The sequence below is a fragment of the Mesorhizobium sp. ES1-1 genome (assembly GCF_020164785.1).
Lineage (GTDB): Bacteria > Pseudomonadota > Alphaproteobacteria > Rhizobiales > Rhizobiaceae > Mesorhizobium.
Window position 1 is genome coordinate 1 of the sequence record NZ_JAIUGX010000015.1, and the last position, 19,699, is coordinate 19,699.

18 protein-coding genes are annotated in these 19,699 nt (G+C 62.9%); 3 read left to right on the forward strand and 15 right to left on the reverse strand.

The features are described from left to right. From LB513_RS22495 to LB513_RS22560, 14 genes are all read right to left on the reverse strand, one after another. A partial coding sequence (locus LB513_RS22495) for a helix-turn-helix domain-containing protein (RefSeq protein ID WP_411962737.1) occupies window positions 1-143 on the reverse strand: 143 nt, incomplete at its 3' end. 239 nt (window positions 144-382) lie between these two features. Continuing rightward, window positions 383-2,662, reverse strand: a complete 2,280-nt coding sequence (locus tag LB513_RS22500; RefSeq protein WP_224665734.1) for a xanthine dehydrogenase family protein molybdopterin-binding subunit — start codon at window positions 2,660-2,662, stop codon at window positions 383-385. A gap of 2 nt (window positions 2,663-2,664) precedes the next feature. Continuing rightward, on the reverse strand, window positions 2,665-3,687 hold the full coding sequence (locus LB513_RS22505) for an FAD binding domain-containing protein (RefSeq protein ID WP_224665735.1): 1,023 nt from the start codon (window positions 3,685-3,687) through the stop codon (window positions 2,665-2,667). A 1-nt stretch (window position 3,688) separates the two neighbouring features. Then, window positions 3,689-4,258 (reverse strand): (2Fe-2S)-binding protein, encoded by a 570-nt coding sequence (locus LB513_RS22510; protein ID WP_224665736.1) that lies wholly within the window; start codon window positions 4,256-4,258, stop codon window positions 3,689-3,691. Window positions 4,259-4,483: 225 nt separating this feature from the next. Beyond that, window positions 4,484-5,956, reverse strand: coding sequence for an NAD(P)-dependent oxidoreductase (locus tag LB513_RS22515; protein WP_224665737.1), 1,473 nt, complete (start codon window positions 5,954-5,956; stop codon window positions 4,484-4,486). Between the two features lie 49 nt (window positions 5,957-6,005). Beyond that, window positions 6,006-7,271, reverse strand: a complete 1,266-nt coding sequence (locus LB513_RS22520; RefSeq protein ID WP_224665738.1) for an NAD(P)/FAD-dependent oxidoreductase — start codon at window positions 7,269-7,271, stop codon at window positions 6,006-6,008. 16 nt (window positions 7,272-7,287) lie between these two features. Continuing rightward, window positions 7,288-8,070, reverse strand: coding sequence for an HpcH/HpaI aldolase family protein (locus tag LB513_RS22525; RefSeq protein WP_224665739.1), 783 nt, complete (start codon window positions 8,068-8,070; stop codon window positions 7,288-7,290). A gap of 17 nt (window positions 8,071-8,087) precedes the next feature. Beyond that, entirely contained in the window at window positions 8,088-9,782 is a 1,695-nt protein-coding gene (locus LB513_RS22530) for a GMC family oxidoreductase (protein WP_224665740.1), read from the reverse strand. A gap of 14 nt (window positions 9,783-9,796) precedes the next feature. Next, window positions 9,797-11,275 carry an aldehyde dehydrogenase family protein gene (locus tag LB513_RS22535; RefSeq protein WP_224665741.1) on the reverse strand — a complete coding sequence of 493 codons (1,479 nt, stop codon included), beginning with the start codon at window positions 11,273-11,275 and terminating at the stop codon, window positions 9,797-9,799. A gap of 82 nt (window positions 11,276-11,357) precedes the next feature. Further along, window positions 11,358-12,221: an amino acid ABC transporter ATP-binding protein gene (locus LB513_RS22540; RefSeq protein ID WP_224665742.1), complete on the reverse strand. Its 864-nt coding sequence runs from the start codon at window positions 12,219-12,221 to the stop codon at window positions 11,358-11,360. Further along, entirely contained in the window at window positions 12,218-12,877 is a 660-nt protein-coding gene (locus LB513_RS22545; RefSeq protein ID WP_224665743.1) for an amino acid ABC transporter permease, read from the reverse strand. The genes LB513_RS22540 and LB513_RS22545 overlap by 4 nt, the downstream gene beginning before the upstream one ends. 74 nt (window positions 12,878-12,951) lie before the next feature. Further along, window positions 12,952-13,794 carry a transporter substrate-binding domain-containing protein gene (locus LB513_RS22550; protein WP_224665744.1) on the reverse strand — a complete coding sequence of 281 codons (843 nt, stop codon included), beginning with the start codon at window positions 13,792-13,794 and terminating at the stop codon, window positions 12,952-12,954. A gap of 28 nt (window positions 13,795-13,822) precedes the next feature. Continuing rightward, window positions 13,823-14,812, reverse strand: coding sequence for a proline racemase family protein (locus tag LB513_RS22555; protein ID WP_224665745.1), 990 nt, complete (start codon window positions 14,810-14,812; stop codon window positions 13,823-13,825). A gap of 3 nt (window positions 14,813-14,815) precedes the next feature. Further along, window positions 14,816-15,496, reverse strand: a complete 681-nt coding sequence (locus tag LB513_RS22560; RefSeq protein WP_224665746.1) for a GntR family transcriptional regulator — start codon at window positions 15,494-15,496, stop codon at window positions 14,816-14,818. A 109-nt stretch (window positions 15,497-15,605) separates the two neighbouring features. Here LB513_RS22560 and LB513_RS22565 point away from each other — a divergent pair, with 109 nt between their 5' ends. Continuing rightward, window positions 15,606-17,039: an NAD-dependent succinate-semialdehyde dehydrogenase gene (locus LB513_RS22565; RefSeq protein WP_224665747.1), complete on the forward strand. Its 1,434-nt coding sequence runs from the start codon at window positions 15,606-15,608 to the stop codon at window positions 17,037-17,039. Window positions 17,040-17,205: 166 nt separating this feature from the next. Here the strand turns inward: LB513_RS22565 and LB513_RS22570 are convergent, their stop codons facing one another. Then, window positions 17,206-17,829 carry a CGNR zinc finger domain-containing protein gene (locus tag LB513_RS22570; protein ID WP_224665748.1) on the reverse strand — a complete coding sequence of 208 codons (624 nt, stop codon included), beginning with the start codon at window positions 17,827-17,829 and terminating at the stop codon, window positions 17,206-17,208. 92 nt (window positions 17,830-17,921) lie between these two features. Here LB513_RS22570 and LB513_RS22575 point away from each other — a divergent pair, with 92 nt between their 5' ends. Both LB513_RS22575 and LB513_RS22580 read left to right on the forward strand, forming a co-directional pair. Beyond that, window positions 17,922-18,872: a DMT family transporter gene (locus LB513_RS22575; protein ID WP_224665749.1), complete on the forward strand. Its 951-nt coding sequence runs from the start codon at window positions 17,922-17,924 to the stop codon at window positions 18,870-18,872. Window positions 18,873-19,081: 209 nt separating this feature from the next. Next, on the forward strand, window positions 19,082-19,681 hold the full coding sequence (locus tag LB513_RS22580; protein WP_224665750.1) for a cupin domain-containing protein: 600 nt from the start codon (window positions 19,082-19,084) through the stop codon (window positions 19,679-19,681). The last annotated feature ends 18 nt before the right edge of the window (window positions 19,682-19,699 follow it).

Consider the following 19,699-nt stretch of genomic DNA (forward strand, 5'->3'; position numbering starts at 1 on the left):
CCGGTGGCACGGTAACGCTGCGACCACTTCACCACAGAGGAAACTGCAACGCCAAAGCGCGAGGCAACCGACCGACAGGTCTCCCCCTCGCCAACTGCGGCCACCGCACGCTCACGAAGATCATTTGAAAGCGCTCGCGTCATCAGATGCTGGCCTCCAATCCAGCCAGCATCTTGAATCACAAACAAGCCTCGATGGGAATCCTACGATTCTCCCAAAACAGGAAACGCTCTAGGTGGCCGCGCGTAGCGCCATGCAGACGGCCGGATGGAGGTCGAGAACTGCTTAGGCCTGAAAAGCATATCGGCTGCGCCGCTGGCGCCCGAAAATCGACCTCCCCGACGTCAGCGCCGGCAGGCAGCAGCCTGACAGCCTCGCAGCGCTAAACCAGCAGGTTCTCGATCCGGATGGGAAGATCGCGGATGCGTTTGCCGGTGGCATGATAGACCGCGCTGGCGATGGCCGCCGCGGTTCCCACATTCCCCAGTTCGCCCAGACCTTTCACGCCAGCTGGATTGACCTCCATGTCCACTTCCGGAACCAGGATGACGTCCACCTTTTTGATGTCCGCGTTCACCGGCACCAGATAGTCCTGCAGGTCGCGGTTCACATACCTTGCGTGACGCTGGTCGATCTCGGTCGCTTCGTGCAATGCATGACTGATGCCCCAGATCATGCCGCCCATCAGCTGGCTGCGTGCGGTGCGCGTATTCATGATCCGCCCCGCCGCAAAGGCACCGACGATCCTCGGAACGCGGATTTCTCGGGTGTAGCTGTTGATGCGAACTTCGACGAATTCGGCGCCGAAGGCATATTTGACGGAATCCTTGTCCTCTTCTCCGCCGTGGAACTCGGGCTGTCCGGCATAAAGCTTCTTCAGCGCCTGCCCGGTCGAACCCTTGGGCGCGAACTCGGCATATTCCTCGATGGCGCCGACCTGCATCGACTTGAACACGTCGGCGATGGCTGCGGATTTTCCACCGGCTGCCACAACCTTCCCGTCCTGCATGTCGAGCTTCTCGTTGCCCGAACCTGACAATGGCCCGCCTTCGGCTACGGCCGCTGCGAACAGCTTGGCACGCACCGCATCGGCGGCCTTCAGCACCGCCGAGCAGACACTTGCCGTCGAAATCGATCCACCCGAAACCGGCGCAGGCGGCAAGGCGCTGTCTCCCATTTCGACACTGACCTTGTCGATGTCGACCGCCAGCCGCTCGGCAGCCATCTGCGCTGCCACGGTGCGCACCCCGGTGCCGATTTCGTGAGAGCCGCATTGGACGCGGACCTGGCCGTCATCGGTCAGGCGGATGCGAGCCGCGCATGGCGCGACGCTGCTGGGATAAATGGCAGTCGCGCATCCCATGCCGACAAGCCAATCGCCATCGCGCATCGAACCGACGGCAGCGTCCCGCCGCGACCAGCCAAAGGCTTCGGCTGCCTGGTCGTAACATTTCAGTAGCGAGCGGCTGGAGAATGGTCTGCCGCCGATCGGTTCCTTTTTCGGCTCGTTGACGCGCCTGAACTCCACCGGGTCCATTCCCAATGCCACCGCCATCTCGTCCATGGCGTTTTCGAGCGCATAGACATAGGGCGTTTCGGGCGGCGAGCGCATGTAGCCCGGCGTGTTGCGGTCGGCGTGCACGATCGAGACGTGGGTCAGCACGGAGCCATAATCGTACATCCGCCCGGTCGCCGACGTGCCGCCGACGACATAGGGATCCGGGCGCGACGTCACTTCCCATCCTTCATGACCGAACGCGGAGATTTTGCCGTTTCTGTCAGCCCCCATCCTGATTCGGTGGCGGGTTTCCGCCCGATAGGTCTGCGTACCGAAGGACTGCATGCGGCTGACCACGCAACGGACTGGCCTGCCGACACGGCGCGCCGCGAGCGCGACGATCGCGGTCCGCGCCGTCATCGGGCCCTTCGAGCCAAAGGCGCCCCCGACATAAGAGCTGATGATGCGTACATTGGCGGGATCGATCTTGAGCTGACGCGCGAGTTCAACCTTCCAGCCAGTAACGTTCTGGCACGGCTCGTGGACGGTGAGCTGGTCGCCCTGCCACATCGCCGTCGTCGAAAAGAGTTCAATCGGATTGTGATGCTGGGTAGGCGTCGAGTATTTCTGGTCGATCTTAACCGCTGCGGCTTCAAAGGCGGCATCGAAATCGCCAGCCTTGACGTCTTCCTTGAACATCGGGCTCTTGCCGGCGGCGGCCTCGGTCTCAGCGCCCTTGGAGTCGAAGCTCGCGCTAGGTGTTTCCTCGGCATAGTCGGCACGGATCAGCATGGCGGCCTCCTCGGCCGCTTCGAACGTGTCGGCCACGACCAAGGCGATGATCTGACCGTCGTGGAAGATTTTCGTGTCATGCAGCGGGCCGATCGAACTCGCGCCCGTGTTGCCGAATTTCGGCTTGTCGATCGAGCCGACGTCGCCGGCGCTGATGATGTCGAGCACGCCCGGCACCGCCCGGGCACGGTCCAGATGGAGCGCCCTAATCGACCCTCGGGCGATCGTGCTGGTGGCCAGAACGCCATAAGCGACGTTGGCGGCGGCAAAATCGGCCGGATACGGAGCCTGGCCCGTCACCTTCAGCCTTGCATCGACGCGTGGAAGCGGAGCTCCCATGTTTTCCTTCGGGGCGGGGGCGGCTTCGTTCATGGTCAGACCTTCATGTCGCGGGTTTCGAGCAGGGCACGCACCAGCGTGCTCTTGCCGAGCGGGATCTTGAACGCATTGTGCTCGCGCGGCCTCGCATCGGCGAAGGCCGCCTCGGCGGCAGCGTGAGCGGCGCCTTCGTTCAGCACCTTGCCGAGCAGAGCCTCCTCTGCCTTCTTCGCTCTCCACGGCACGGTGGCGACGCCGCCAAGCGCGATACGCGCGTGCCTGACCGTGCCGCCATCCATATCCAGTGCGACCGCAGCCGAGGCCAGGGCAAAGGCGTAGGATTCGCGGTCCCGGATCTTCAGGTAACGCGAGCGTCCGCTCCAGGGGCCGAGCGGCACCTCGATAGCGACGATGATGTCGGCGGGGCCAAGCACCGTCTCGATGTTCGGGGTATCGCCGGGCAGACGATGCAAATCCGCAAACGCAATCTTTCGCGAACCGTGCTGACCCTCGACAACGACGCTTGCGTCAAGTGCTATCAGCGCCTGGGCGAAGTCTCCGTGATAGGTTGCGATGCATTGATCGCTGCCGCCAAGTACGGCGTGCTGACGATTGAAGCCGTCCATCGCCGCGCATCCGGATCCGGGCTCGCGCTTGTTGCAGGCCCATGATGTCTCGCGGAAATATTCGCACCGCGTGCGCTGCAGGACGTTGCCGCCAAGGGTGGCCATGTTGCGGATCTGGCCGCTGGCCGCCAGGACAAGGCTCTCGGCGACGAGCGGGCAACGGCGTCGGACTTCTTCATGGGCGGCGGCGTCGCTCATGCGCACCAACGCACCGAAAACGATGCGCTTGTCATCGACCTGGATCCGGCGCAGGCCGGCGTCGTCCAGCCCGTTGAGATCGACCAGCCGTTCAGGCTGCGCGACTCCGAGCTTCATGTAATCGGCGAGGTTGGTGCCACCGCCGATGAACTGCGCGGGCGACTGGGTGGGCGGCACAAGTGGCTTGGCGAGATGCGAGGCCGCGGCGACTGCCGCCTGCACGTTTACAGGCCTTTCATAGGTGAACGGACGCATGTCAGGCCTTTCCTGTTTCGTCGCGGGCCTGGACAATGGCCGCCACAATATTCGGATAGGCGGCGCATCGGCACAGATTGCCACTCATGAACTCGCGGATCTCATCCTCCGATCCGGCATGGCCTTCGTTGACGCAGCCGATGGCCGACATGATCTGCCCAGGCGTGCAGTAGCCACACTGGAAAGCGTCATTGTCGACGAAGGCCTGCTGCATGGGATGCAGATTGCCATCGCTGGAAGCCAGGCCCTCAACGGTGGTGATCTCCCGGTCCTGCGTCAGCACGGCGAAGCTCAGGCAGGAAAGGACCCGCTTGCCGTCGACCAGCACGGTGCAGGCACCGCATTGACCGTGGTCGCAGCCCTTCTTGGTGCCGGTGAGGCCGATATGATCCCGCAAGGCATCCAGGAGGCTGGTGCGATTGTCGAGCGCCAGTTTATGGGACTGCCGGTTGACCCGAAGCGACACTTCGGACAGATCGCGTGGTCCATCCTGTTTGGCCGGTGCGGCTTCGCTCTGCGCAACCTGCGTCAGAAGGGGTGCCGCGGCGACGGCCGAAATCGACCCCGACATGAAGCCTCGTCGGCTCACCTTTTGTGTCGCCTGGGGCGCTGGGTCTGGCATGGCTGGCTCCGTCGCTGGCTGAAAACCTAGCTGCGAAACCCTTGTGCCGAGCCAAGGTTCCAAATTGTCGACGTCGACCCGGAAACGTGAACGCGGCAGCACGTTCTCCCAGCCAGCTCCTAGCTGGCCGCCGTCCAGGCGCCGCGCTCGCGGTGCTGTTGTTAGAAGCCGGAGCTAAGACCCGAGCCGTGCCGGACCGGCAGCGGTCCTGTCATAGGGGCCTCTGAGGTTCAGCCTCTCGGCAAGCAGGCAGAACCGGTCGATCAAAAGGACGAGTTCTTCCCCCTGCTCGGCGACAATCTGCGCGCGGTCGGTTGGGGCCGAGTGAGAGAGAAGGTCCCACAACCGGTCCTGGCGATGACAGATCTCCGCGAATTCGGAGCATTCGCTCGCGGTCAATCTCAAAAGGTCGTCCGCCGTCACCGATCCGATCCCGGGGGGCGTCTTCCCCCCACGCAGGAGATAGTCCGGCGGTACCGTGCCTTTTGCGTTGGTGACCAATTTGCGGCAGATGACATCGAATATCTGGTCGACGGCCTGCATGGCGCCGGCGACGCGCGACGGGTGATCCGTGTCGGCCGCGGCATGGGGCAAAAGTTCGAGCTTGCCGGCGTGCTTCTCGACAAGGTCGAGATAGGGCAGCATCGGCCCGGACAGGCGCCCGGTCGCGGCATCCTTGAAGAGGTCCGCATCGATTGCCGCATGACGGACGCGGCCGCTGGACAGCGCGTCATCGAGCGCCGAAACGTCGACCAGTTCGCCGCGATCGTAGTTCACGAGAACCGCGCACTTTGTCAGCCGCGACAACACCTCCGCGCCAACGAGGCCGGCATTGGCGTAGCGGCCGGTTTGCGCGTCCTGCTTGCCCAGACCGACATGGACCGTCAGCACATCGGCGCCTTCTGCCGCGTCATGGAGGTCTGGTGCATAGGCAAAGCCCTCGGCTTCGATCCAGTCGCGGTGGCGGGGTCGTGCATGGATTGCCACGCTCATGCCGAAAGCGCGGGCGAGCTTGGCCACTTCGCGGCCTATATTGCCGAAGCCGATGATAGCGATCTTCTTGCCTTCGAGCTTCTCGGTGGGGAAATTGCGCAGGTCCCTGCCGGTGTCGAATTCACCTCGCGCGACTCGGTCGTGCAGCGTGTCGACCGGCAGGTCCGGCAACACTTTGAGAATGGCCTTCATTACCATCTGCGCCGTGGCGCGGCTGTTGATGCCTGGCGTGTTCATAAGCACCGCGGTGCCGCCGTCGCCGCTGCCGCCACCCCAGGAGCGCGAGCCCATATTGCCGGTGCCGGCACCGATCCGCACGCCGGCAAGCGGAAAGACCGTCTCGTCGGGCAGGAAGGTCGCGGCGGCGATGACGGCATCATAGCGCCCATCGCTGGCGGCTTCGATCAGCTCTTCACGGGTGCTGAGATCGGGCTGGTAGAAGAAATGCACCCGGCCGGGTTCCAGGGCCGTCTTGTCGACAAGTGCCGCTGCATGAAAGCGGCCGCCCTTGGCTTCGATATGAGCGCGCACTTCACTTGGGTCAGGTTTGCCGTCAGGGCCTATGCGCAGGCCGACCAGATCGCAGATCAGCACGGCGTAGACGCGTTGCGGATCGATCGGCTCCTCGGCCTGTGCGTTGGTGTCTGCAGTCACGTCGTTTCCCTCGTGCAAGAACGGCAGCGCCGCTGCGGCGGCAGCGTAATCAGAACCTATCCGCCCGGAAAGGCGTCAGATCGATCGCCGGCGGCAAACCCGCGGCAAGTTGCGACACGATCTTGCCGGTGACCGCCCCGCCGATAAGGCCCTGATGGCCGTGGCCGAAGGCATAGATGACGTTCTTTGCCCGTGATGACCGGTCGATGACGGGGATGCTGTCGGGCGTGCCCGGGCGATGGCCCATCCAGCGCGACACTTCGCCCACCTGGAGTTTTCTGAACATGGGCCGGGCCTGCTTCAGGAGAACATCCGCCCGGCTCATATTGGCGGGCGCCTTCAGGCCGGCGAACTCGACATTGCCGGCGATCCGCAAACCATCTTCCATCGGCGAGGCGACGAATTTGCGATCGGCGGAGATGGTCTGGATGCGCAGGCCGGTATCGGCGCCCTTGACCATGATGTGGTAGCCGCGCTCGCTCTCCAGCGGGATGCGGTCGCCAAGCTTGCGGGCGAGCTCGCCCGACCAGGCGCCGGCGCATAACACTACGGTCTCCACCGGCAGGCGACCGCCATCTTCAAGCCGCAGCGCCGAGGGGCCCTGGGGGCCCATGTCGAAGCCCGTAACTCTTGCCCTGGTGAAGCGCGCGCCCTGGCGCGCCGCATGTTCGGCGAGCCTGGCGACAAGACGGCCCGGATTAGGGCACTGCCCCTGCTCGGGCAGATAGACAGCACTCTTGAAGATCGGCGCCAGCGCCGGTTCGAGCTGCCGGATCTCGTCGGCACCGAGGATGTCCACCTTGACGCCGTGCTCGCGACGAAGCCCGAGGCCGTAGGCGCCCTTCGACGGACCGTCGGCGGTTTCATGAACGAAGAGCTGGCCACGCTTCTGCAACAGGTCTTCGCAGCCGGCAGCCTTGATCAGCGGCTCGTAGCACTCGAATGTATAGCGGTGCAGCGAGCGCATCGCCGCCGATATTTCCTCGACGCGCGGCCGTCGGCTGGCGGCGAGGAAACGCAGCAGCCAGGGCAGCGCATGCGGCAGATAGGCGAGCCGCACGATCAGCGGGCCTTCCGGATCCATCAGCCATTTCGGCACGTTGCGCAGCACGCCCGGCATCGAATTGGGAATACAGGATCCCGGACAGATGCCGCCGGCATTGCCGAAGGAACACTGCTCCTCCGAGCCGGGCAGCGCAGGATCGACCACCTCCACGGCAAACCCTTGCTCGAGCAGGTAGTTCGCGGTGCAGACGCCGATGATGCCGGCGCCGATCACCGTCACCTTGCCGCGCGGCGCGCTTGTCGATGTCATGGCGATCGGTCGGTGGTCAGGGCGCGATGGCGCTCGGCGTGCCGGCGCGGAACGCCGGAAGCGAGCGCGACACCATCTGCTGCAACATGCGGAAGTCGGAAAGATAGGCCATGAAGCGGTAGCCCAGCTTGCGCATGTCGACGCCATAGGCGACCGAACCGCAATGGATGCCCGGAATGACGCCGGCTTCCTTGCACTTGGCCGCGATGTATTCGATCGCCTCGTAGACGGCGGGATAGCGCGGGTCGAAACCGGGCGCCTCGCCCATGGTCACCGCGAGGTCCGAGGGACCGACGAAGATGGCATCGAGATTGGGTGTCTTGAGGATGTCCTCGAGATTCTTGACCGCCTGCTCGCTCTCGATCATCGCCATGGTGATGATGGTGTCGTTGGCATGCTGGAAGTAGTCCGCGCCTGCATAGAGCGAGGCGCGAAGCGGGCCGACGCTGCGGCCGCCCTTGGGGAAATAGCGGCAGGCCTTGACGAAGGCATCGGCTTCCTCGGCGGTGTTGACCATCGGGCAGATCACGCCATAGGCGCCGGCGTCGAGCACTTTGCCGATGATCGCAGGGTCGTTCCATGGCACGCGCACCATAGGGGTCGTGTCGGTCGTCGAGATCGCCTGAAGCATCGGCACGGCGTCGACATAATCGGTCGCGCCGTGCTGGAGATCGATCGTCAGCGCATCCCAGCCCTGCTGGGCCATCAGCTCCGCCGAGATCGACGAGGGAATGCCGAGCCAGCCCGTCACGACTTCGCCACCGGCCGCCCAGATGTCTTTCACCTTGTTCTTACGCATGGAATTCAGGTCCTTTGCTACTGTCGGGAATTCAAGATCAGGTCAGACGCTTTTTCAGCGATGGCGATGGTCGTGATGTTGGTATTGGCGGCAATGATGGTCGGCATGATCGAGGCGTCGACGACGCGCAGACCCTGAACGCCGCGCACCCGGCACTCGCCATCGAGAACCGCCAAGGGGTCGTTGTCGTTGCCCATCTTGCAGGTGCCCGAGACATGCCAGCCCGACCAGACGGATTGCTTGACCCAATCGGCGATCAGCTCGTCGTCCCTCAGCATCGCGTGGATACGGTCGGTGGTGCCGAACTTGCGCCTGAGCAGGGTCTCGCGGAAAAAGGGCGCATAGTCGAACAGATAGGCGGCGGTCGCGGTCTTGAGCCAATTCGACGGCTTGCGCACGCTGAGCGCGCGCGCCTCGTCGCTGTAGCCGGCCAGGAACCAGGTGTTGACGTGCTGGCGCACGTCAGGCGCTTCCATGATCTTGCAGATGCGTTTGAAGCCATCGACCAGGCGCATCAGGTCGCGGCCGTCGGATGCCAGGTTCAGGTCGACGATCGGTTCGTCGGTCTGGACCGCCGTCTTCAAGGTGACAGTGCCGCGCGAGTAGGATTTGTTGACGCAGACATTGAGTGCGCCCATCGCCTTGCCAAGCGGATGCCATCCGGCCCGGTTGACCGGCATCAAAAGCATGTCCCCGGGGTGGCAGTCGGCGTGATTGGAAGAATATCTGACGCCGAGGAAAATGTGGCGTCGCTGCCCCGGCCGCAGCCGCGCGGATTTCTTGAAATGCGCGCCGACGGCCAAATGCGGGTGATCGGTCAGGTTTTCACCGACGCCTGGGCGATCAGCGATCACACGGATACCAAGCCGTTTCAATTGGGCCGCGGGCCCGATGCCAGCGCGAAGCAGGATGGCCGGCGAATGCAGCGCGCCGGCCGAAACGATGGTCTCGTTGGCATGATAGACCTCGGTCTTGCCAGCGATCGTGACCTCGACACCGGTGATGCGGGTTCCTTCGCTCACCAGCCCCTCGACGAAGGCGTCGGCGAAAATATGCAGGTTCTTGCGCGCCCGCGCACCGGCGTGGAGATAGCCGGTGGCCGTCGACACGCGACGGTCGTTCTCGTTCGACAGTGGCAGCGGGAACGAGCCATCCTCAAAACTGCCATTGTAGTCGGGTCGATAGGGATACTCGACTTCCGTCTGCTTCAGCACGGATTTGGTGAACCCGGCCCAGTCCTGCGGAAACACCCGCCGGATCGGAATCCGGCCGCCCTTATTGTGAAGATCGCCATCGAAGTCGAGGTCGCGCTCCAGCTTCTTGAGGTAGGGCAGCATGCCGTCCCATCCCCAGCCCGCGAGACCGAGCGCCTGCCATTCGTCGTAGTCGTGCGGCAGGCCGCGCACCGCGAATTGGCCATTGATGCTCGAGCCGCCGCCCATCACCTTGGCCTGCTCGAGCTTGGCGGTCTTGACCGGCTGCGTGTTTTGCCTCGGCGAGCGGTTGAAGACGCGCAGCTCCGTCCAATGATATTTCGGGTCGAAGTAGGACAGGCCCGGATAGCTGTCCGAAATCACCTCCGGAACGGCGTCCGGTGGCGTGTCGGGTCCGGCTTCGAAAAGCGCGACCTGCTTGACCCCGTTTTCCGAGAGACGGCTAGCAAGCACGGCTCCGGCCGAGCCGCCGCCAACAATGATGTAGTCGAATTGCATGTGCTTGCGCTCGTTCAGGCGTAATTGGCCCAGATGGCCTTCTGGCGAAGGAACGCCTCGATGCCGGCCCGTCCCATATCCTTGCCGAAGCCGGAGCCCTTGTAGCCGCCGGCCGGATAGGTGAACTCCGGACCGCGCCCATGCTGGTTGATCCAGACCATGCCGGCCTCGATCGAATCCGCCGCCTTGAGCGCCTTCTTCAAATCCGTGGTGTGGACGCTTGCGGCGAGCCCGTAGACCGGATGCGCCGCCTGGGCCAGACCATCCTCGAGGTCGGCAAAAGTGCGCACGGTCAGGACCGGGCCAAAGAACTCCTCCTTGAAGCCGATATTGTCGTCGGCAACATTTTCCAGGATTGTCGGCGCGAAAAAGCTGCCTTCGTTGCGGCCTTCCAGCACCGTCCCGCCGGTCACCACCGAGGCGCCCTCGCTAACGCTGGCGCGGACCATCGTATCGATACGCTCGAGCTGCTTGCGGCTGATGATCGGCGCGAAGGTCGTCGTTTCGTCCCAGGTCGGTCCCGCCTTGATCGCCCTGGTGCGAGCGATGACGCGGTCGACCAACTGATCGGCGATCTTGTCCTCGACGATCAGCCGCGAACCGGCCGTGCAGACCTGGCCGGCATTGTCCATGAACGCGGCCGCGACACGTCCGGCCACTACATCGATATCGCCGGCGTCGGCCAGCACCAGCTGCGGGCTCTTGCCGCCGAGTTCGAGCGTGACCGGCTTGATGCCGGATTGCGCGGCCAGCGTCATGATTGCGGCCCCGGTCTGCGTCGAGCCGGTGAAGGAGATTTTCAGGATATCGGGATGGCGCACGATCGCCGCTCCCGTCGTGTGGCCATAACCGTTGACGACGTTGAACAAGCCGGCCGGAACGCCGGCTTGAGCCGCCAGCTCCGCCAAGGCCAGGAGGCTATGCGGAGTCAGTTCCGACGTCTTCATCACGACCGCATTGCCTGCGGCAAGGGCCGGCGCGAACTTCCAGGCCGCCGTGATCATCGGGAAGTTCCAGGGAACGATCGCGCCGACGATGCCGTAGGGCTCATGCTTGACGATGCTGAGCGCGTTCGCCTCGGTCGCGGTGACCGTGCCTTCGATCTTGTCGCAGAATTCGGCGTAGTAACGCACGACGCCGGCGGTGCGCACAGCGTCGCGCCCGATCGTCATCGAGATCAGCCGGCTCGAGCCCATCGCTTCCAACTGGCCGAGATAGGTCGCGTTCTCTTCGATCAGCGCCGCGAAGCGCATGAGCGCGGCGGTGCGATCGCGTGGGGCGATCTTCGCCCAGCGGCTCTGCGCCAGCGCCTTTTTGGCGGCATCGACGGCTTGCTGAATCGCTGCTTCGCCGCCATCGGTGATCACACCCATCGGCTGGAGATCGGAGGGACGGAGAACCTCGATCTCCGCCCCTGGCAGTTCAACGAATTGCCCGCCAATGTGATGGCCCTTGGGAATGGCGACCGTGGCCGGATCGAAACTCAGTGTCATTATCTCTTCCTTTTGCGACCGGCTCGAAGGGGGCCGCATTCGACGATGTGCGCTTGGCTGTTTTGCGTGAAGCGACGTGCCGTCAGCACGCCTTGTCGGCTTCTCGCGCCTCGAGGAACGGGCGAAGCAGATCCGCCGATTCATGGAAGCGTCCGACGAAACTCTTCAGACGCGGATGTTCTGGATGCAAAAGCACCTTGGACGGCGGCCCTTGTTCGGCGACCACGCCCTGATCGAGGAAAACCACCCGGTCGGCGACCTCGAAGGCAAAGCCCAACTCGTGCGTCACGATCACCATGGTCATGCCGCTCTTGGCCAGGTCGACCATCGCCTTCATGACCTCGCCGACCAATTCGGGATCGAGCGCCGAGGTCGGCTCGTCGAACAGCATCACCTTCGGCTGCATGGCCATGGCCCTGGCGATAGCCACACGCTGTTGCTGGCCGCCGGACAGCTGGCGCGGATATTTTTCCACGTGCTGTGCCAGACCCATGAGATCAAGCAGCCTCAATGCGGTCTGACGCACCTGTTCCTTCGGCTCTTTCTTGACGACGACGGGGCCTTCCATGACGTTTTCGAGCGCCGTCATGTGCGGGAACAAGTTGAACTGCTGGAACACCATGCCGGTCTTCGAGCGGATCCGGTTGACCTCCTGGTTGGGTATATCGGAGCCGGCCTTGCCGTCAGCCTTCCTGTTGAACAGAACCTCGTCGCCGATGACGATGCTGCCGCTGGTAGGAGTATTCAGCAGGTTGATGCAGCGCAGCAGCGACGTCTTGCCCGATCCGCTGGCGCCGATCAGCACGACCACCTCGCCTTCGATGACCGAGAGATCGATGCCGTTCAAAACGCGCTTGTCGCCGAACTTGAGGCAGATGCCATCGAGGCGAAGGACCGGTTTGTCGCTTTTCTCTCCAGCGGAGGCACTCGCATGGGTGATGCTCATTTTACGCTGGCCCCGCTGCGTTCGAGTTTCCGGGACAGCAGCGTCAGCGGCACCAGGATGACCAGGAAGATGACGCCGACAGCGGTGTAAACTTCCATCGGCCGATAGGTGAAGCTGCTGATGTAGCTCGCTTGATAGAGAAGGTCGGGGACCGTGATCATCGACAGCAGCGTGGTGTTCTTCATCTGGATGATCGACTGCCCGGCGAGCGGCGGGATCATCTTGCGGAAAGCCTGCGGCAGGATGATGCGGCGCATGCGCTGGCCATAGGACATGCCAATGGCGGTCGCCGCATCCGTCTGGCCAGGATCGACAGACTGGACGCCGGCGCGCAGGATTTCGGCGTAGAACGAGCCAACGTAACAGCTGAGGCCGATGAAGCCGGCCCAGAACTTCGTGACGTTGATACCGGCGAAGATCGGGAAGGCGTAGTAGACCCACAGCAGCGTCACGAGCAGCGGAATGTTGCGGAAGAACTCGACATAAATCTGGCCGAGGATGACCAGGGGCTTGAACGTGCTCAGCTGGATGAGCCCGATGAAAAGGCCGATCAGCATGCCCGCGCCGATCGTGATCACGGTGAAATAGAGCGTCATCAGGAGGCCCTGCCAGAGCAACCCGATATTGTTGGTTATGACTGTGTAGTCGAATAGCATTTTGCCCTCACTGGTTCGATGCACGTCCAGTGGTGGCCTGACCGCCGCAACAGGCGGCGGTCAGGCTGTTTCGATCAGAAGCTGAAGCCTGCCGGAAGGATCGACAGGTCGATGCCGCGGGCTTCCCAAGCGCGGGCAAGCTTGCCCTGGGCCAGACCGAGCGAACGCTCCTGCAGGATCCAATTGGTCAGGAAGTTAATGAAGCCGGCATTGCCAGGCTTGCGGGCGACGGCGAGCGTGGCGGGGTTGCGCAGGATCGGCTCGGGCAACGACACATTGCCGATCTTCTGGTTGGTGATCTGCAGCGCGTCGAAAACGGAGAAGACGACGCCATCGGCGCGACCGGCCTGAAGTTCCATCAGCGCCAGACCACGGTCTTCCACCGGGGTGATCTTGGCCTTGGGCAGCAAGGCTTCGGCAACGACCTGCATAGTGCTACCCTTCTGCACGACGACGGTCTTGTCCGAAGAATTGAGCTCGGCCCAGGTCTTGACCGGCTTGCCTGGAGGCGTCAGCACCGCCCAGGCGTCGGTGAATAGCGGCTCCCAGAGATAGTCGACGACGAGACCGCGCTTCGGGTTCGGATTGACGCCGATGGCGATGTCGATCTTGTTGGACTGGAAGTCGGCGGCGAGGTTACCCCAGGTCGTCTCGACAGGCTCGAGCTTGACTCCGAGAGCGGTCGCGATCTCGCCGAGGAATTCGTAGTAGAAGCCGCTCCACTGGCCTGTCGCCGGATCCTTGATATAGCCTGGTTCCTCGCCGGTCATGACCGGCACCTTCAGCACGCCGCTGGCGCGGATCTGATCAATGACGGCGGATGGGCTATCGTCCGCCGAGGCGGTGACCGGCGCGGTGAGCAGGCCGAGGCCGATGGTCAAAGCGGCCATGAACGTACGCATTACAGTGAATTTCATGTCATTCCCCTTTTCTGAGTTTTGGTGATTATCGGGCTAGAAATCCCTTCGAGAGAGGGTCGCTCGTCTCGAAGTAGATCGTCTGGGTCGAGGTTATGAATGCCGAGCCTTCGATCTCGATGATCATCGCCCCGCGGCCATCCTCGAGGCGCCGCTGCAGGCGCGCCTTGAACGGGATGCCGAAGATGTTCTTGGCTTCGTAGATCTGGTCGGGGGCGATCAGGCCCTTCTGCAGCAGATATGTCAGACGCGCCGAAGTGCCGGTGCCGCAAGGCGAGCGGTCGAACTTGTTGGATTCCAGCACGAGAAAATGCGTTGCGGAATGCTCGCTGTCGGCGTCGTAAAAAAGCACGCTCGGAGCGGCCGCGCCTGCTAGCAGCGGCAGGTCCATTGTCGATGCCTTGATCGCATCCTTGATCTTGGCGCCGGCACGCATGAGCGCGGATGCATTGTCCGGCACCAGTTCAAGCCTGAGTGGAGCGGCATCCACCAATGCGTACCACATGCCGGCATAGACGATTGCCGCATCGACGTTGCCGAGGCCTTCGACGGACACTGTGAGGTGTTCCAGTCCGACATAGCTCGGAACGTTGGCGATCCGCACGCGGTCGAGGGAACCGTCCTCGTTCCAGACCAGACCGACAGTCACGACCCCGGCCGGTGTTTCCAGGGTGAAGCTGTCGCCGGTTTCGGCAGATATCTGGCCCGTGAACGCCAGCGTCCGTGCAAAACCGATCGTGCCGTGGCCGCACATGTCGAGATAGACGTAGGATGAGATGAAGAAGGCGCCGTAGTCGGCAAGATCCGACGCTACGGGGACGAGGCCAACCATCGCCGAATGGCCGCGTGGCTCATGCAGCAGCGCGGGGCGTAGATGGTCGAATTGCTGCCGGAAATGGTCGCGCTTGTCCCGCACGCTCGAACCGGAAAGGTTGGGGATCCCACTCAGGATGACGCGCGTCGGGTGCCCTGCGGTATGGGAATCGATCACGCTGAAGGCTGAGGAGAAGCTGGACACGACCTAACCCTCTCCGAAGGCGTCGCGAATGCCGGCCCGCATGCTCTGCCAGATTTCCCGAATGAGGTTTTCGGTCATCGCCTTGGCGCTTTCGCCGTCCCCGGCCATGATCGCGTCATAGATCCGGCCCGTATCGTCCAGCGAGAGCTGGATGATTTTCGGATCCTGTTCGTAGGCGTGATAGCGATAGCGCAAGGCCTGCTTTTCCAGGCCTCCGAGCAGTCGCGTGAGGGTCTTGTTGCCTGCCAGCGTATAGGTCAGGAAGGAGCCTCGCACGTCGACGATGAAGAACTGCCGCGCATCGTTGCGAGCCTGAGCCTGCTTCAGCTCCGACAGCAGGCTCTTGAATTCGGCCTTCTTTTCGATGTCGGCGGATTCGGCGGCCTGCTTGGCGACCAGGCCTTCCAGCTCGATGCGACAGGTATAGACCTCATCGAAGTCGCGCTGCGACATGGGCGAAACCCAGATGCCGCGTCTGGCTTCACGCGTCACCAGTCCGTCGCGTTCGAGCAGCCTCAGCGCCTCGCGCACCGGCGACCGGCTCACGCCGTAACGCGCGGCGACCATTTCCTCGGTCAATCTCTCCTGCGACTTGAGGCGACCGAAGATGATCTCCTCCTCCAGCATCTCAGCGAGATTTTCCGGAATGGCGACAGACAATTTTTGAATGCGCGCTAAAAGCATGTCGACACCATATTGTATACAATGTACAGGTCAAGCCATCGCGGACATTTCTTTTGGCGAGCAATATGCCGCTGGCTTCCGCGGGCCAACAACTGTGAAGGGTCCGGACATGTATCCAGAAAAGATCGAGCTGCTGATCGACGGCGTGTGGTGCCAGGGAGCAGACGGCAAGAGCGAAGACCTGCTCAACCCCGCCACCGAAGAAGTGCTGGCAAGCGTGCCGCATGCCACGGAAGCCGATCTCGACCGCGCTCTCGCAGCCTCCGTCAAAGGGTTCAAGCTGTGGAAGGCGATGACCGCCATGCAGCGCTGGGCTATTATGAGCAAGGCCGCCGACTTCATCGAACAGCGCAAGGAAACCATTGCCCGCACTCTGACGATGGAGAACGGCAAGGCGCTGGCCGAAGCAGTCGGCGAGGTGCAGTTCGCAGCCGACGCGACCCGCTGGTATGCCGAGGAAGGCAAACGTGCCTATGGACGCATCGTCCCTGCGCGGTTGCCGGGCGTGCGGCAGATGGTCTTTAAGGAACCGGTGGGGCCGGTCATCGCCTTCGCAGCCTGGAATTTTCCGGCGAGCAACGTGATCCGCAAGATCTCGGGCGCGCTCAGCGCCGGCTGCTCGATTATCCTGAAGCCGGCGGAGGAAACGCCGGGAACCGCGGTCGCTATCGCCCGCTGCTTCCAGGATGCCGGGCTTCCAGCAGGCGTGCTCAACATTGTCTTCGGGGAGCCGGCGCGGATCTCCTCCTATCTCATCGCCTCGCCCATTCCGAAGAAGGTCTCGCTGACCGGCTCGACGGCGGTTGGGAAGCTGTTGCAGAAGCAGGCTGCCGATACGCTCAAGCGCTGCACGATGGAACTTGGCGGCCACGCGCCCGTCATCGTCCATGAGGACGCCGACCTCGAGAGGACGCTCGACACGGTCGTCGCCTTCAAGTTCCGCAATGCCGGCCAGGTGTGCACCTCACCGACGCGCTTCTATGTGCATGAGGCGGTCTATGATCGCTTCGTCGACGGCTTTGCTTCACGCGCGGAAAAGCTCAGGATCGGCGACGGTCTCGATAGCACGGTCCAGATGGGGCCGATGATCGCGGCTCGGCGGCTCGACGCCATGGACGCTTTCGTCAGCGACGCGACGGCACAAGGCGCGAGCGTCGTCACCGGCGGCAAGCGCATCGGCAATAAGGGCTATTTCTACGCGCCGACATTGCTGCGGGACGTGCCGGACACGGCGCGCATTATGCTCGAGGAGCCGTTCGGGCCGATCGCGCCGACAACCGCATTCTCTACCTTCGACGACATGATCGAGCGGGCGAATTCGCTGCCTTATGGACTGGCTTCCTTTGTCTTCACCCGCAATCTCAGCCTGGCGCAGAAGACCGAAGCGGAACTTGAGGCGGGTATGGTTGGCGTCAACCACATGATGGTCTCCACGCCCGAAACGCCGTTCGGCGGCGTCAATGAATCCGGCTATGGCTCGGAGAGCGGCATTGAAGGCCTCGACGCCTATCTGCGGACCAAGTTCGTGACAGAGATGCCATGAGCCGGAACACTGGAAATCTTGCGGAAGGATGGGCTTGCCATTCGCGTCGGCCCATTTGAACTCGGCCGCGCCCGGCCTGCACCATATGTGCTTTGATGTCTGGGTTCGCAGCGCGGGTTGGGATCGTCATTGCGTGGACCTGCGTGCGTCCACTTCATATGAGCTTCTAACTCCGCTCCCCGTGGGCTCGTGATGCCCTGAACCGCCGAACCCGCATGTGGGTCCCGCAACTGGCGTCGCTACACCAGCGGCGATGGCCTCCACGTGAAGAATCAAGGAACAGCCACCCGCAATAGGGGCCGAGACATTCGCGCACGGGGCGTCTGAGCTTGCTTGTCACCAGGAGTTCGGCAGCTTCCAGGGCGACGCGGTCGGCGATGGTGTTCAAGTCACCATCGTCCTTCCACCCCCAGAAGAACTGAGCGCCCGCATGGCAAAGACGCCGGTTTGAAAGGGCTCGGGAGGCCGCCCGGGTGAGATCCGCGCCTTGGGGGGCCGGTGCCGGCTCTCCGGCCGCTTCCGCCTGGAACACGGCGTAGATGGATTCCCGAAGCGCCTTGGCCTCTGCCAGTGCTGCGTCCAGCTCCGCAGCTGCGGATGCCTTGGCCAGACCCGCGCCGACCTCGCTTGTGATCAACCCGACTCGTATCGCCCATTCGATCAGGTCGTCATAGGTCCGCAAGAGATCGGGACCCCATCGATCGCGGCGCGCGTCGACCGTATTGACGAAGTCGAGGACTGGACTGCCCCCCACCAGCCGCATGGTCGTGACCGTTTTTTCGTCGCTCATCTGCGGAGAATGGGTTTGGGGAACTTAAAACGCAAGGCCAAGTTGTAACGTCTTATTGCTATTTTACCCGTTACAATTAGTTTGGGGCCGTGATGACGCAATATCGCAACCTAATCTCGTTTCTTGCCCTCTGCGTGATCTGGGGTAGCACCTGGATCGCCATAAAAGCAGGCATCAGCGCGGTACCGCCCCTCTTGTTTGCCGGGACCCGTTTCACTGCCGCCGGCGCGATCCTGCTTCTCGCGTCATCATTCATTGCGCCCCTGCCCCGAGTTGCCGCGGGCGAGTTGGCCCGGCTTGGGATCGTCAGCATGCTGATGATCCCTCTGTGTTATGGGCCGTTGTTTTGGGGCATGTTGTACGTCAACTCGGGCACCGCGGCGGTCCTTGAAATGTCGTTGACGCCCATTGCCCTTCTGGGCTTTGCGCTCGTGCTGCGCCAGGAGCCATACAGCTGGCATCGGCTCCTTGGAATTTTTCTGGGCGTTGCGGGTCTGGTCATCTTGTTTGGGCCTGACGCATTCGGGGCTTCGGCGCAGCATGCGACCGGTGATCCGGCCTTGCAGCTTCTGGGCGGTATGTGTGTCGCTTCGGCGGCCATCACCTATGCCTGGGGATCGGTACTGGCGAAGCCTCTGCTGAGTAAATTCCCTTCGAACTTCATCGCAGGGACAACCATGCTTGCCGGTGGGCTCGTCCTGATCGCCAGTTCCCTCCTGCTGGAGTCCGGCGCCGGCGAAGCTCTTGCTGGCCGGTGGGGCGCGGCCGCGTGGAGCGGCTGGCTGTTCCTGGTGCTGTTTGGATCTCTCATCGGATACACGCTCTACATGCGGTTGCTGCGTGAAATCGGGGCGTCCCGCGCCGGAGCCTATGCTTTTGTCTCACCGATCGTGGCGCTGTTGCTCGGCGTGGTTATCGGAAACGAGACCGTTAGCGCTCCTGCCATCGCCGGAATGGCCGTGATGCTGGCCGGCGCTTATCTGGCAACGAAAGGCAAGGACGTGGTCTCACACGACTCTGTGCAGACGGCCGACCACGGATAACCGTCATCGTGACAGGGTGGCAAGGAATCTGTCCCTTGATCAAATCGTGGGGGATCGACGGACCCGCTCGGCCAGTACCGCCAGATTGCGATAGGCAGCGGGTCGCGGGAACCTCGCTCCCGTTTGCCTGTACATTCGGCAGCCCTAGATCACTGAGATACGACCGCCGGAACACGTTGGTGCCGGCGATTGATGCTGGGAGAAATGTGATGCCGATAATCGAAAGCGCGAAAGCGGCTATCGAACAGGTCACCGGCTGGCAGCGGCCATCTGACGACGAACTGGACCGCCTGGTGCGCCCGCGCAAGGCCAACGCTTTCCGCTTCGGCGATGAAGGCCTGATCCCCAACCACCCGCATTGGGGCCTGATCGTCTACCGTGGCGCCGTGAAATTGCCCGGAGAGTTTGACCCGGCGGCAGTCTTCGAGGACCTGTTCGGCCGCAATGGCTGGGGAAGCTCCTGGCGAGACGGCATCTACGATTACGTCCACTATCACTCCCGCATCCACGAAGTGCTCGGTATTGCCCGCGGATCGGGTAAGGTTCGGTTCGGCGGGAAGCGTGGGCGCACATTCACCCTTAAGGCTGGAGACGTAGCCGTGCTGCCTTCCGGCACGGGCCACCAGCGGCTTTCTGCGACCGGCGATTTCCTGGTGGTCGGCGCCTACCCGCCTGGCGGCACCTATGACGAATGCACCGGAAGCGAGGAGCATGCGAGCGCGGTCAAGACGATTCCCAAGGTCGCAAGACCGCGCATGGACCCTGTCTATGGGAAAAACGGCCCGCTTCTCGACCTTTGGAAAGCATAGCGGTAAAGCGAAGGCAAA